The organism is Sinorhizobium numidicum (assembly GCF_029892045.1).
Lineage (GTDB): Bacteria > Pseudomonadota > Alphaproteobacteria > Rhizobiales > Rhizobiaceae > Sinorhizobium > Sinorhizobium numidicum.
The window spans coordinates 3,334,827-3,348,091 of the sequence record NZ_CP120368.1 but is presented as its reverse complement, the minus strand read 5'-3'; the positions used below and the strand labels follow the sequence as shown (position 1 = coordinate 3,348,091).

Below are 13,265 nucleotides of genomic sequence, written 5' to 3'. Positions count from 1 at the left end.
TGAAAAGACGCACGGCGCTGTAGCGTGCTTGTTCAGCGACCGTTCGCAAGCGTATCGCCGATGAGCTTCAGTACGGCCTCGGCCTCGATGCCGACGCAGGCATTCTGGCTCGGAAGGCCGTCCCAGGGGTTCGGCGGGAACAGCCGGCCATACGGCTTCTGGATCGTCTGGCCATCGGCGATGCCGCCGCAGAGAACGCGGATGGAGCCGCTGCGGGTACGAAACAGGTGCGGTGCGACGACATAGACACAGGCGCAACTGTCATGAACGATCATGCCGTCGTCGACATGCTGCTCGTAAAAGGTGATGTAGAACTGCGAGATATCGGAGAGGAGCTTGGCCGAAGCTCCGCCGCGGGCGGCGATGTCGATCAACTTGGCGCGCGTCATCACGGTCTTCGTCGTCACATCGAGGCCGATGACCGTCACGGGCCAGGACGCAGTCATCACGGCATCGGCCGCCTCCGGGTCGCCGTGGATGTTGGCCTCCGCGGCGGGCGTGATATTGCCCGGAACGTCGAAGGCGCCGCCCATGATCACGACCTCCTTGACGAGTGCGGCAACTTCCGGATCGTCACGCAGGGCAAGCGCCAGGTTGGTCATCCGGCCGACCGCGACCAGCGTCACCTGACCGGGGTTCGCGCGCACCGTATCGATGATGAAGCGGTGAGCCGGGCGGGGGTCGAGCGGCATATCGATCGCCTCCGGTACGTCGATATTGCCGAGCCCATCCTCGCCATGGATGCCGGTCGGCCAGCCGACATGGGATCGATCAGGATTGAGTGTTTCGCCTAGCCCCTTCGCGACGGGAGCCGCGATATTCCAGGCATGCTTCAGGAAGAGCGCGTTGCGCGTCGTCGTCTCGACCGAGGCATTGCCGAAAACCGTGGTGATGCCGATGAGATCGATTTCGGGGTGGCGGTGCAGGAAGAGAAGCGCCATTGCGTCGTCGACGCCGGGATCCGTATCGAAAATAACCTTATGCATATCGTCTTCTTTTCTTTGGCGGGTTTCCGGCCGTATTTCTCAACTCGTGATGCGTGCACGGCGGCAATGGACAAGGTGGGGGCGAAAGTCAATCGTCGGGTCTTCACGTCCTATTGGAAGCGGGCGATGCTGAAGGGCGCAAGCTCGGCGCTCTCGCCGTTGGAAAATAGATCGGCGACTTTCGCGCCGGTGATCGCGGAAAGCGTCAAGCCAAGATGACCGTGGCCGAACGCCATGGCGATGCGCGGGTCGTTCGGGTGAAGACTGATCACCGGAATCGAGTCCGGCGTCGAAGGGCGCCTGCCCATCCACTCCCTGCCGCCGGTCTCCGGCAGTGCGGGAACGTAGCGCCGCATCTTCTGCCGCATTGCGGCAGCGCGGGCGAAGTTCGCGGGCGCTTCCGGCCGGGCGAGTTCCACGGCGCCGCCGATGCGCAGAGCGTTGCGGAGCGGCGTTGCGACGAAGCCATGCTCGGCGAAGAAAACCGGCATTTCCAACGTCAGGGTGGGATCGTCGAGGGTGGTGTTATAGCCGCGCTCCGTTTCGAGCAACACCCTCAGGCCGAGCTTACGGACAAGCGTGCGCGACCAGATGCCGGCAGCGATCACCACCTTGTCGAAAACATGCCGTTTGCCGTCGGCGGCAATTACCGCAATTCCGTCTGCCCGCTGTTGAATGGCGTCAACGCTGGTTTCAACGAGCGTGCCGTGCCGGCGCAGATGGTCCTGCAGATCGCGCAGCAGCCTCAGCGGATCGAGAAACGTCTGATATCCGCTGTTGAAGACGCCGCCGGCGAACTTGCCCTCGAGAGCCGGAACGCGATTGCGGACGGCAGGAGCGTCGAGGCGCTCCACGGCAAAGCCGAGCAGGCGGGCCGTTGTCTCTTCGTGCCGGAATGCAGTGTCGAGGGCAGCCGCCCTGTCGAAGAGCGTGAGCGCGCCCGTCGGCTTCACGTGGCCGGAGATACCGCAGAGCGTGGCCATTTGTTCGTGGGCGGCGAGTGCGCCGCGCATCAGGCCGAGCAGAGCCTCGCGAGAGTGCTCGACCTGTGCGGGCCGGGCCGACAGGAGAAAGCGGATCAGCCAGGGCGTAAGCGCGGGAAGATCCGCCCAGCGCAAGGTTAAAGGTCCGAGCGGATCGACAAGCCATTTCGGCGCCGAGAAAAGCATATCGGGGCGGGCGAGCGGATCGATTTCCGGCACCGCGAGAATGCCGGCATTGCCGACCGATGCAGGGAGACCGCCGATGTCCTTTTCGAAAACAGTGACCTCGTGACCCTGAGCGATGAGATGGGCCGCCGAGGCGCAACCGATGATGCCTGCTCCAACTATTCCGATACGCGCCATGATCCGGCCAGCCCCCGCTCAAGAATTTGCGCCCTTCGTTTTAGTGAAGGCGGACCGGAGAGCAAGAGTCTTCACGTACCGCGCCAAGCGCCGGGTCGATGTTTGGGGCAAGGCTGAAGTCTCCCGCTATCGCGAGTGCCGCAAGCCGCGGGGGCATCGAGATACGCTGACCTTAAGCGCTTAACCGGATTCCGAGGCTTGCGGGGATCTGGTTGCCGTATTTTTTGGACCCGGGGAACGGGTCCGCTTAAACTTTCCGAAAGGTGGTTCATCTATCGTTCAAAAGCCTCCGGGCCTTGTCTTGCAATTTTGAAACACGACAGCGGAGCCGCGCGTGAAGGCCATTCTCAGCAAGTTGCGTCCTTCGAAGCGGCTGGTCTTCATTCTGTCCGCAGCCCTCAGCGTCTCCGCCGCGTCCGGCGGTGCCGCCGTTTATGTCGGCCGCGACAGGTTAATCGCCCGCCTGGCGAAGCCCGCCGCTTCCGGCCTCGAATGCACGACGCTTCGGACGCTGAAGCTCGATCACAAAGGGCAGCGCTGGATTCGCATGCATGTGAAGACGGATCGGGCCAGCGGACCGGACCGCGTCAGAACCGCTCTGCGCGTCGTCGGCGCGCTCGCCAATAGGGAAAAAGCCGATCTTTATCAGGTGGTCGTCCTCGACGCTGCAGGCCCCAAAGACCGCGCGGCGGTTCGCGGGGCTGCGATCGGCGCGGAGGTTCTTTTCGCTCCGGGGCCGCAGAGCGTCAAAGGCATGGATGAGCCGTTCCGCGCTTCCTACAATGCCGGCTCGTCGAACGCGGCCGGCCTGTTCCAAGGCAAAATGGTGAGCCTCAAGCTCGACGAAGTGCGCGTGATCATGGCCAAGATGGACGATCGCTCCCTCTGTCTCGACCCTTCTGTGGCGAATGCCGAAGGTGCAGATGGCGGGGAAGGCGAGCAAACGCTCGAGAGCGTCGAGACGCCCGCGAGCCACTAATCCTCTGCCCTTGTGAGGTGAAAAAAGCCCACCGCCGGGGCGATGGGCTTGTCTTTTCTGCGGCTGTTCCGCCAGCTCGGCTCAATCGCTCCCGCTCGGCCTAGATCACGATGATTTTAGGTCGGATCGACCTAAAATCATGAACGTGATCGATTCCAGTAAGTTAGCGCGGGATGCGGGCGGAAAACCGCGCACACTTTCCTCATCCCGCGCTAGTCGCCCTTGTGGCGGCGGGCCGGGAACAGAATGATGTCGCGAATCGACAGCGAGTTGGTCAAGAGCATGATCAGCCGGTCGACGCCGATGCCGAGACCGCCGGCCGGCGGCATGCCCTGGTCCATGGCGTCAAGGAAGTCCTCGTCCAGCGTCTTTTCCTTCTCACCGCGAGCATGAGCCTGTTCCATCTGCTCGACCATGCGGGCGCGCTGCTCCACCGGATCATTGAGCTCGGAGAAGGCATTGCCGATTTCCCAGCCGTTGCAATAGGTCTCGAAGCGTTCGACGAGCCGCGGCTCGCCGGGCACCTCCTTGGCGAAGGGAGAGATATCCTTCGGGAAGTGGATGACATGCGCCGGCTGGATCAGCGTCGCTTCGAATTTTTCTTCGAAAATGAAGGCGAGCACTTCGCCCCAGGTCGCATCCTTCTCCACTTCAATGCCGGCATTGCGAGCAGCCTGCCGGGCTTCCTCGTCGGTCTTGATGGCGAGGAAATCGATGCCGGTGGCATCCTTGACAGCGGTCGGCATTGAAACGCGGGGGAAGGGGCCCTTGAAGGACAATTGCTTGTCGCCGAACTCGAACTCGGTCTTGCCGTGCACGGCCAGCGCCAGGCTCTCGAACATGCGTTCGACAAGGCCCATCATGTCCTCGTAGTCGGCATAGGCCCAATAGCACTCCATCATCGTGAATTCCGGATTGTGCCGGGTGGAGACGCCTTCGTTGCGGAAGTTGCGGTTGATCTCGAAGACCTTGTCGGTAAGACCGGACACCAGCACGCGCTTGAGGTAAAGCTCGGGCGCGATGCGCAGATACATGTCGAGCTTCAGCGTGTTGTGATGGGTCTTGAAGGGCTCGGCCGCCGCGCCGCCATAGATCGGCTGCAGCATCGGCGTCTCCACCTCCAGGAAGCCTTCGTCCTCGAGGAAACGGCGAATGCCGGACACGATCTGACTTCTCTGCTGGAAGCGCAGCCTTGATTCCTCGTTGACCATGATGTCGAGATGGCGCTTGCGATAGCGGGTCTCGATGTCGGCAAGCCCGTGGTACTTCTCGGGCATCGGCAGGAGCGACTTGCAGAGCATGGTGATCTCTTTGGCGTTCACCGTCAGCTCGCCCCGCTTCGTGCGGCGCACGTCACCGGTGACGCCGATGATGTCGCCGAGGTCGATCATCGGCAGCAAGGCGCGTGCCTCTTCCGGCGTCGTGTCCTTGTGCGAGAAGATCTGGATCTTGCCCGAGGCGTCATGGAGATCCATGAACATGCCGGAATTGCGCGAGGAATAGACGCGACCGGCGACCGTCACCGTGTCGCCGCTTTCGGTGTCCGGTTCGAGCCCGGCATATTTCTCGGCAAGCTCCACATTGGTGAGCGTGCGATGGAAATGCGCAGGATAGACGTCGCCGATCTGCTCGCGCAGGAGATCGAGCTTCTGGGCGCGCACTTCCGTTACGTCGGAGGAAAGGCCTGCGTTCTCAGTCTTCGCGTTCATGGTCTTATCCTTACTTTCCGCTGCCGCCCATCGAGGCGACCACCTGCGCCGCGACCTTCAGGCGCTGACGCACGACCGCGCGGCCGAGCAGTTCCATCGAATCGAACAGCGGCAGCGAACGCTGCGAGCCCGATACGGCGACGAAGAGCGGCGCTACGATCACCTTGAGCTTCTTGCCCATGCGCTCGGCAACGGCACGCAATTCCGCCTCGATCGACTCTTTATTCCATTCGAGGATCTTTTCGAGGTCCGGCTGAACAGTGTTCAGAACTTCGAGCAATTCCTCCGGGGAGGACTTTACGCCGGCAAATGCCGAAGGCTGCAGGCCGAGATCCGATTTGAACAGGAAGCCCGCGAGATCCGGCAGCTCGCCGAGTTTGGAGATGCGGGACTGCGAAAGCTTCAGACCTTCCTTCAGGCGACCGTTTTCCGCCGCCCAGGTGAAGACGCGTGCTGCGAACTCCTCTTCGGAAAGCTTCTCGCGGATCCAGCGCGCGTTCAGCCAATCGAGCTTCTGGATGTCGAAGATCGCGCCGGCCTTGGAAAGGTTTTCCGGATCGAACTTCTCCGCCAGTTCCTCGATCGTCAGCAGTTCCTCGCCGTCGGCGATCTGGATGAAGAATAGGCCGAGGAAGTTCATCAGCGCTTCCGGCAGGTAGCCGAGCGCCGTGTAGTAGGAGATCGAGGTCGGATTCTTGCGCTTCGACAGCTTCGACTTGTCGGCATTGCGCATCAGCGACAGATGCATGAACTTCGGCGGTTCGAGGCCGAGATACCGATAGATCAGGATGTGCTTCGGGACGGAAGCGAGCCACTCTTCGCCGCGCGCGACGTGGGTAATCTTCATCAGATGATCATCGACCACGTTCGCCATGTGGTAGGTCGGCATATCGTCGGCCTTGAGCAGCACCTGCATGTCGACCGCGTCCCACGGGATTTCGACGTCGCCATAGACGCCATCGTGGAACTTGCAGGAGCCTTCCGCCGGGATCTTCATGCGCACCACATGCGGTTCGCCGGCGGCGACGCGCGATGTAACTTCCTCGGCCGAGAGGTTGAGGCAGAGACCGTCGTACTTGGGGGGCTTGCCGGCGGCGCGCTGCGCCTCGCGCATCTGCTCCAGCCGCTCGGGCGTACAGAAGCAGCGGAAGCCGTGGCCGTTCTCGACGATTTTCTCGACGTAGGGCTTGTAGATGTGCTTGCGGTCGCTCTGGCGATAGGGGCCGTAGGGGCCGCCGATATCGGGGCCTTCGGACCATTTCAGTCCGCACCATTTTAGCGCATCGAGCACTTTCTGTTCGAATTCCGGCGTCGAGCGCGTCGCATCGGTATCTTCGATGCGCAGAATGAACTCGCCGCCGTGCTTCTTTGCGAAGAGATAGTTGAACAGCGCGATGTAGGCGGTACCGACATGCGGCTCGCCGGTGGGAGAGGGTGCTATGCGCACCCGGACTGCTGAATCTGCCATGGTCTCTGCCCGTATTGACGTGCTTCCAGCCCCTTACCGGAGTGCTTCCAGCTTACGGGCGCGCATTTTATGGGAAGGAAAGGCCCGCAAGGGTGCCGCACCAGCGGTATCGGCGGGGCAATTCCAGTGGGGTGGGGTGAGACCATAGAACGCCCCGTATGTCAACGGAAAGTGGAAAGCGCGGCCCTCGTCGAGGCTGTTCGGTCATGGGCATGTTAAACGCATGCAGATTGGTGCAAAATCGCAAAAAACCAAGTCAGCGCAGTCGTATCCGCCAAGGCCCTGCGGCGGATGCAGTCGCTTTTGGGAACGTTCGCTGCGTTCGTGCGTTAATAATGCCGAGGACACGGACTGTGGCAAACGGGCGCGACGAAACAGAGAACACGGGAGTATTTCCGGTTTTGCTGTAGTCAACGAAAATGGCACGCGAGCTCGTAATCGTTCAGCCCGTATCCTCACCCGCCTCCCGCAGCAGAAGGGCCTGCATTCAAACGAATGCGGGCCTCTTGCTTTCTAACATCACACAGCTTCAATGCAGCTTGCCGGCCCGCTGTTTCTTCAGGCGGGCATTGCGCGCGACCATGTTCAGTGCTTCGACCAGCGCTGAGAACGCCATAGCCGCGTAGACATAGCCCTTCGGCACGTGGAAGCCCATGCCTTCCGCGATGAGCGTCGTCCCGATCATCAGCAGGAAGGCGAGCGCCAACATCACGATCGTCGGATTGTTCTCGATGAAATTGGCAAGCGGCGTGGCTGCAACCAGCATGACGGTTACGGCGACAACGACGGCGACAACCATGATCGGCAAATGCGGCGTCATGCCGACAGCGGTGATGATGCTGTCGACGGAGAAGACGAGGTCGAGCAGCAGGATCTGGCCAATCGCGGCAGTGAAGCTGTTGATCGCCGAACTCGCTATGAAATCCTCGTCATGATCGCTTGGATCGACGTTGTGGTGAATTTCCTTGGTTGCCTTCCAGACCAGGAAAAGGCCGCCGGCAATCAGGATCATGTCCTTCCAGGAAAAGGCGTGGCCGAAGGCCGCGAAGACCGGCTGGGTCAGTTGCACGATCCAGGCGATCGTGCCGAGCAGCGCCAATCGCATGATGAGGGCAAGGCCGATGCCTATGCGGCGGGCGCTGACGCGGTTCTCGGCAGGCAATTTGTTGGTGAGGATCGAGATGAAGATCAGGTTGTCGATGCCGAGCACGACTTCCATGACAATGAGCGTGATAAGAGCGACCCAAGCCTCGGGGCTTTGGACGAGCGTCATGATTTCCTGCATCGGCGATCTTTCCTTTCTCGGTGGCGCGTCGTCGCGCAAGATTCGCCGCAGTATTTAAGGATACTTCCGAAAGTCGCAAGCGCCGCCGTGCCTTTCGCGGCGGCGTTGTCTCGCTTAATTCTTCAAAGGTATCCAGATCTCGACTGCACCCATGCCCGAGTGCGGGTCGAAACGCTCGTCGTAACGCTCGAACATATCCGGCACTTCGCCGTGCTCGTAGCCGGACTCCGGAAGCCAGGTCCCGAAGATATGGTGCGCGGTGGCCGCGATGGCGGAAATATGCCCGCGATGGACAAAGATCGCATAACGCTGCCGTGGCAGCTTCAGCGTCGAGAAGCCGGCAGGCAGGTCGTCAGTATCGGCAACCTCGACGGCGGCCATATAGCGGAAGCGGCCTGCTTCGCCGTCGGCGTCGGTGCAGACGCCGTAAGCGACATTGCCGCGCTGACCGGGAATGTTGCCGAAATGGGCATTGAAGCGCTGCCAGAGCGAAGGAATGCCCTCGGTGCGGTTGTAGGCGTAAGTTTCCGCCAGCCCTGCAAGCAGGAGTGCGGGGCACTCCTCGAAACGGGGCGGTTCAATCTTCAGAGTGCGTGTGTCGTCCATTCTGATCGGCTCCATCAGCTCGATATTGCGGACGTGCCCTTGCTTGCGGACGGATTCGGGCGTCACCCCGAACTGCTCGCGAAAGGCACGGGTGAAGGCTTCATGCGAGCCGTAGCCCGCATCAAGGGCTACTTCGAGAATGCTGGACGTGCCATGGGCGAGGCTAAGCGCGGCGCCACTGAGGCGACGAGCGCGGATATAGGCGCGGATCGAGCGACCGGTCGAAAGTCCGAAGACGCGCGACAGATGATAGCGCGACAGGCCCGCAGCCCCGGCGATTTCCTGCAGCGATATGTCCTGCGCGAAGTGGCTCTCGATGAACCAGATCGCCCTCCCGATGGCACTCATCTTCACTCCCGTGGTAGACGACCCCGCTCATAGAGATTTACAGGCGGGTGCGTTTGATCGCCGTTGCTGGATTGTAGAGACAAGACGCAGTATGCGTCGACGGTTCTCAACACCCTCGTCGCGCTCGACCTCGCGAGTTTGGTCATTTACATTCGGCGCTATGGCAACGACCGGCGCTCTATTCCGTGGAATAAACGCGGTCTCGATCCCGGTAACGGACCTTGATCGTGCCCGGGTTTCTTATGGCGAAGCGCTCGGCTTGGGGCCGCCGATCTACTGCCTGAGGCCGGCTGGATCGAGTTCGCTGCCGGAGAAACTGGCGGCAATGTCTCAGCCGTATTGACGAAGCCGGACTGGGACCCCTCGACCGGCACGACCCTCCTGCTGAACGTCGACGATTGTCACGCCGCTGTCGAGGAATTGCGTCGCCGAGGTGTTGATTGCGAGGATGCGCAGCTCTTCCCCGGCTTCGTGACCTTCGCGAGCTTCTACGATCCCTTCGGCAATCGCCGCCCGCCTTAGGACGCCGGGTCATAAGAGAACGTCAAGGCTCAAGCGCGTCGGCGTCAACAGCCGTAGGCGGCCATGAAGACGCGAATGGCCGATGCGACGTTCTTTTCGATCTGTTCAGGCGGGACCGTGTCGCAGATGCCGAACAGGCGGGTCTTGAAGAGTCCGGCCATGGAGAGTTCGATAAACTGTTTTGCGGCTATTTCCGTGTCGTCGATCGAAAGCGTGCCAGCCGCCACCTGCTGGTCGAGATAAGCCTTCAGGACCGTGTAGCCGTTTTCCGGCGTTGCGGTGAAAAACCGCTGCGCAAGCCGCGGCATGCGGTCGATCACGCCGAGTACGGTTCGCATCGCCCGGATCGTGTAGTCGGAGGTGATGCTCGTCACCAGCGTCACGCCGAAATCGTGGAGCGCATCCTCGATCGGCTGGTGGACGTTCAGCGCGTGCTTGACGCTCATCACGATACGGCTGCGCTCGCGCGCGATCAGGGCCTCGAAGAGGTCCTCCTTGTTCTCGAAATAAACATAGAGGGTACCTTTCGAGACGCCTGCTTCGCGCGTGATGTCGTTCATGCTGGCAGCGTCGAAATTGCTCCGCATGAAAACGCGCTTGGCGCCCTCGAGGATTTGCTCGCGTTTGACCGGATCTTCACCGGCGGCACGCCGCCCGCTAGCTGAAGGGTGTTGTTCCTGAGCCCGCAGAGATCTTTCCTGCTGTGGATTCTTCTTTGACGTCATAGCTGCTGCTGAACGCGTCCACTCCGTGCACCACGATGATTTTTGGCAGAACCGATCGCACCATAAACGCGGCCAATTCCAATAAAAAGCAAGGGCGCGGGTAGGAGCCGCACAAGTTTCCTTGCTTCCAATCAAGTAATCGAACCGCCCGGTTCGATTTTCTCTTGATATGCGGTGGAAAAGCCATTATGTCAAGCCAATCGAACCGAACGGTTCAGTTTAATTTTAGCAAAATCGGTGTTTCATGTCTGCTCCCGATACCTCCAGCGCTGCCCGTGTCCGCCCCGTCGGCGACGATTTCGAAGTAATGGACGCTACTTCCAAGGCTGAGGCCAAGGGCCCTACGGGCGAGGCACCCTCCGTCGGTGAGCGTCCGGCCACCGAGGTCCAGGCGCCGACGAAGAAACGTCGCAATCCCATCCTCCCTGTTCTTGGGCTGGCGCTGCTTGGTGCGGCGGGCTGGTACGGCTACGACTGGTGGACCGATGGGCGCTTCATGGTTTCCACCGATGACGCCTATATCGAAGCCGACATCGCCACCATCGCGCCGAAGGTGTCCGGCTATGTCGCGAAGGTCGACGTCGTCGCCAACCAGCACGTGAAAGCGGGCGAATCGCTCGTAACGCTCGACAACGGCGACTATCGTATTGCCGCGGAAGAGGCCGAGGCGCAGATTGCCACGCAAAAGCTGGCGCTCAGCCGTTTCGATGCGCAGATCGCCGGGGCGAGGGCGAGCCTCGTTCAGACTGAAGCGCAGAAAAAAGCCCTTGAGGCGACCGTCCGCGGCGCCGAGCTGACGCAGAAGCGCGCGAGCGATCTCCAGTCAAAGGCCGTCGGAACGGTCGCCTCGCGTGACAATGCCGACGTCGCCCTCGACCAGGCGCGTGCGAACCTCGCCGGCGCCGATGCCAATATTGCTGCCGCCAAGGCCAATATCACCGTGCTCGAAGCCCAGCGCGCGGAAGCGCAAAGCACGATCCGCTCGCTGGAACTCGCCCGTGACAAGGCGAACCGCGATCTCGGCTTCACCGTGCTCAAGGCGCCCTATGACGGCGTCATCGGCAATGTCGCAGTCCAGGTCGGAGATCTCGTCACCGCGGGCCAGCGCCTTGCCGCCCTCGTTCCGATCGACCAGCTCTACGTGGACGCCAATTTCAAGGAAACCCAGATCGCGCATCTGGTGCCGGGCTCCAGGGTCGAGATCCATGTCGATGCCTATGACGAGCACCCGATCGAGGGCACCGTCGCGTCGATTTCGCCGGCCTCCGGCTCGGTCTTCTCGCTGTTGCCGGCGGAAAACGCGACTGGCAACTTCACCAAGATCACCCAGCGCGTTCCTGTCCGCATCACGCTTCCGGCCGAGGCGCTTGCCACGGGAACCCTGCGGGCAGGCTTGAGCGTCGTCGTCGACGTCGATACGCGCACGGCCCCGGAACAGTCGAAGATCGCTGCGGCGAAGTAAGCCAAGCACTGAACAAGGAATGGCGGATATGGCCGCAACGACAACGGCGGGCTCGATGGCGGCAAGCGCAGCCGGCGCCGAGGAACGCATGGACCCGCGCCGGCTGATCGCCTTCTTCGCAATGGTCGTCGGCATGTTCATGGCGATCCTCGACATTCAGATCGTTTCCGCTTCGCTCGCGGAAATCCAGGCCGGCCTCTCGGCCGGATCGGATGAGATCGGCTGGGTGCAGACCGCCTACTTGATCGCCGAGGTCATCATGATCCCGCTGTCGGGGACGCTCGCCCGCATCGTCTCGACGCGCGTGCTCTTCTCGGTTGCCGCCGCCGGCTTCACAGCCTCCAGCGCGCTCGCCGCAACGGCGACCAACATCGACCAGATGATCATCTATCGGGCGATCCAGGGCTTTATCGGCGGCGGGATGATCCCGTCGGTCTTCGCGGCCGCCTTCACGATTTTCCCGCCATCGAAGCGCAATATCGTCTCGCCGATTATCGGGCTGATCGCGACGCTCGCGCCGACCATCGGCCCGACAGTCGGCGGCTACCTGAGCCATGCCTTTTCCTGGCACTGGCTGTTTCTCGTCAACGTCATTCCGGGCATCATCGTCGCGACGGTCACGTGGACCTTCATCGACTTCGACAAGCCGGAATTGGGACTGATGAAGAAGTTCGATTGGTGGGGCCTTCTCTCCATGGCGGTCTTTCTCGGCTCGCTCGAATACGTGCTGGAAGAGGGAAACGCGAACGACTGGTTCAATGACGATCACATCGTCATGGGTGCAGTCGCGACCGCAATCGCCGCCGCCGTGTTCTTCTATCGGGCCTTCAAGGTCGAGTTTCCGGTGGTCGACCTCAGAGCCTTTGCCGACCGCAACTTCACCTTCGGCTCGCTGTTTTCCTTCGTTATGGGCATCGGCCTTTATGGTCTCACCTATCTCTACCCGCTCTATCTCGGGCGCATCCGCGGCTATGATTCGCTGATGATCGGCGAGACGATGTTCGTCTCCGGCCTGGCGATGTTCCTCACTGCCCCGGTCGCCGGCTTTCTGGCCGGCCGGCTCGACCCGCGGGTGATGATGACCATCGGCTTTGCCGGCTTTGCGGCAGGCACCTGGTCGATGAGCCAGTTGACCGCCGACTGGGATTTCTGGGAACTGCTCGTTCCGCAGATCCTGCGCGGTTGCTCGCTGATGCTCTGCATGGTGCCCATCAACAACATCGCGCTCGGCACGCTGCCGCCGGCGCGCATCCGCAACGCGTCCGGGCTTTATAACCTCACGCGCAATCTTGGTGGTGCGGTCGGTCTCGCGGTCATCAATACGATCCTGACGCAGCGCCAGGACTTCCACTACGCCCGGCTTGCCGAACACATCCAGTGGGGCAACCCGGAGGCGCTTGAGCGGCTGCAGAACATGACGTCGAACTTCAACGCCTACGGTCTCGACGGCGCGACGGTTGCGATCAAGCAACTGACCGCGATGGTGCAGCAGCAGGCGGTGATTCTGTCCTTCATCGACGTGTTCGTGATCCTGACGGCCCTGTTTCTGGCGATGATCGCAGGTGTCCTGATGATTAAGAAGCCGCAGGGTGCCGGGCCAGGCGGTGGCGGTCACTAAGGGGTTGATGGATAGGGAGCTTCGCCCCCATGCCGCTGCTGTGACCTTTTCGCCGCAGGCGGGACGGGGAGAAGGGAGTCGTTGCGGCCGCTCGTTGTCCTTCGTGCTCCTTGGAGTATGCAGCCGGTTTCCCCTCTCCCCTGCAGGCGGAGAGAGGGTTTGGAGCGAGGGACAGGACGCGCACCGCAGAGGCAGGTGCTTTACGGGCTCC

11 protein-coding genes are annotated in these 13,265 nt (G+C 61.5%); 4 read left to right on the top strand and 7 right to left on the bottom strand.

Going from position 1 to position 13,265, the window contains the following annotated elements:
* Positions 1 to 32 precede the first annotated feature (32 nt).
* Together PYH37_RS27315 and PYH37_RS27310 are read right to left on the bottom strand one after the other, a co-directional pair.
* A complete protein-coding gene (locus tag PYH37_RS27315; protein WP_280734599.1) occupies positions 33 to 986 on the bottom strand; it encodes a nucleoside hydrolase in 954 nt (317 codons plus the stop codon).
* A gap of 110 nt (positions 987 to 1,096) precedes the next feature.
* Positions 1,097 to 2,332 (bottom strand): NAD(P)/FAD-dependent oxidoreductase, encoded by a 1,236-nt coding sequence (locus PYH37_RS27310; RefSeq protein WP_280734598.1) that lies wholly within the window; start codon positions 2,330 to 2,332, stop codon positions 1,097 to 1,099.
* Positions 2,333 to 2,666: 334 nt separating this feature from the next.
* Between PYH37_RS27310 and PYH37_RS27305 the strand changes: the two genes are divergently transcribed.
* Positions 2,667 to 3,311 (top strand): hypothetical protein, encoded by a 645-nt coding sequence (locus tag PYH37_RS27305; protein ID WP_280734597.1) that lies wholly within the window; start codon positions 2,667 to 2,669, stop codon positions 3,309 to 3,311.
* A gap of 212 nt (positions 3,312 to 3,523) precedes the next feature.
* On the opposite strand, the gene lysS is transcribed toward PYH37_RS27305, so the two are convergent.
* The 4 genes from lysS to PYH37_RS27285 all read right to left on the bottom strand — a co-directional run bounded on the left by lysS (position 3,524) and on the right by PYH37_RS27285 (position 8,727).
* Positions 3,524 to 5,020 carry a lysine--tRNA ligase gene (gene lysS / locus PYH37_RS27300; RefSeq protein WP_280734596.1) on the bottom strand — a complete coding sequence of 499 codons (1,497 nt, stop codon included), beginning with the start codon at positions 5,018 to 5,020 and terminating at the stop codon, positions 3,524 to 3,526.
* A 10-nt stretch (positions 5,021 to 5,030) separates the two neighbouring features.
* Positions 5,031 to 6,488: a glutamate--tRNA ligase gene (gene gltX / locus PYH37_RS27295; protein ID WP_280734595.1), complete on the bottom strand. Its 1,458-nt coding sequence runs from the start codon at positions 6,486 to 6,488 to the stop codon at positions 5,031 to 5,033.
* Positions 6,489 to 7,017: 529 nt separating this feature from the next.
* Entirely contained in the window at positions 7,018 to 7,773 is a 756-nt protein-coding gene (locus PYH37_RS27290; protein WP_280734594.1) for a TerC family protein, read from the bottom strand.
* A gap of 114 nt (positions 7,774 to 7,887) precedes the next feature.
* Entirely contained in the window at positions 7,888 to 8,727 is an 840-nt protein-coding gene (locus PYH37_RS27285; protein WP_280734593.1) for an AraC family transcriptional regulator, read from the bottom strand.
* 339 nt (positions 8,728 to 9,066) lie between these two features.
* On the opposite strand from PYH37_RS27285, the gene PYH37_RS27280 reads away from it, so the two are divergent.
* On the top strand, positions 9,067 to 9,249 hold the full coding sequence (locus PYH37_RS27280; RefSeq protein ID WP_280734592.1) for a VOC family protein: 183 nt from the start codon (positions 9,067 to 9,069) through the stop codon (positions 9,247 to 9,249).
* Positions 9,250 to 9,293: 44 nt separating this feature from the next.
* On the opposite strand, the gene PYH37_RS27275 is transcribed toward PYH37_RS27280, so the two are convergent.
* Positions 9,294 to 9,974 carry a TetR/AcrR family transcriptional regulator gene (locus PYH37_RS27275; RefSeq protein WP_280734591.1) on the bottom strand — a complete coding sequence of 227 codons (681 nt, stop codon included), beginning with the start codon at positions 9,972 to 9,974 and terminating at the stop codon, positions 9,294 to 9,296.
* 244 nt (positions 9,975 to 10,218) lie between these two features.
* Between PYH37_RS27275 and PYH37_RS27270 the strand changes: the two genes are divergently transcribed.
* Both PYH37_RS27270 and PYH37_RS27265 read left to right on the top strand, forming a co-directional pair.
* On the top strand, positions 10,219 to 11,436 hold the full coding sequence (locus tag PYH37_RS27270) for an HlyD family secretion protein (RefSeq protein ID WP_280734589.1): 1,218 nt from the start codon (positions 10,219 to 10,221) through the stop codon (positions 11,434 to 11,436).
* A gap of 28 nt (positions 11,437 to 11,464) precedes the next feature.
* Positions 11,465 to 13,054 (top strand): DHA2 family efflux MFS transporter permease subunit, encoded by a 1,590-nt coding sequence (locus PYH37_RS27265; protein WP_280734587.1) that lies wholly within the window; start codon positions 11,465 to 11,467, stop codon positions 13,052 to 13,054.
* Positions 13,055 to 13,265: the final 211 nt, after the last annotated feature.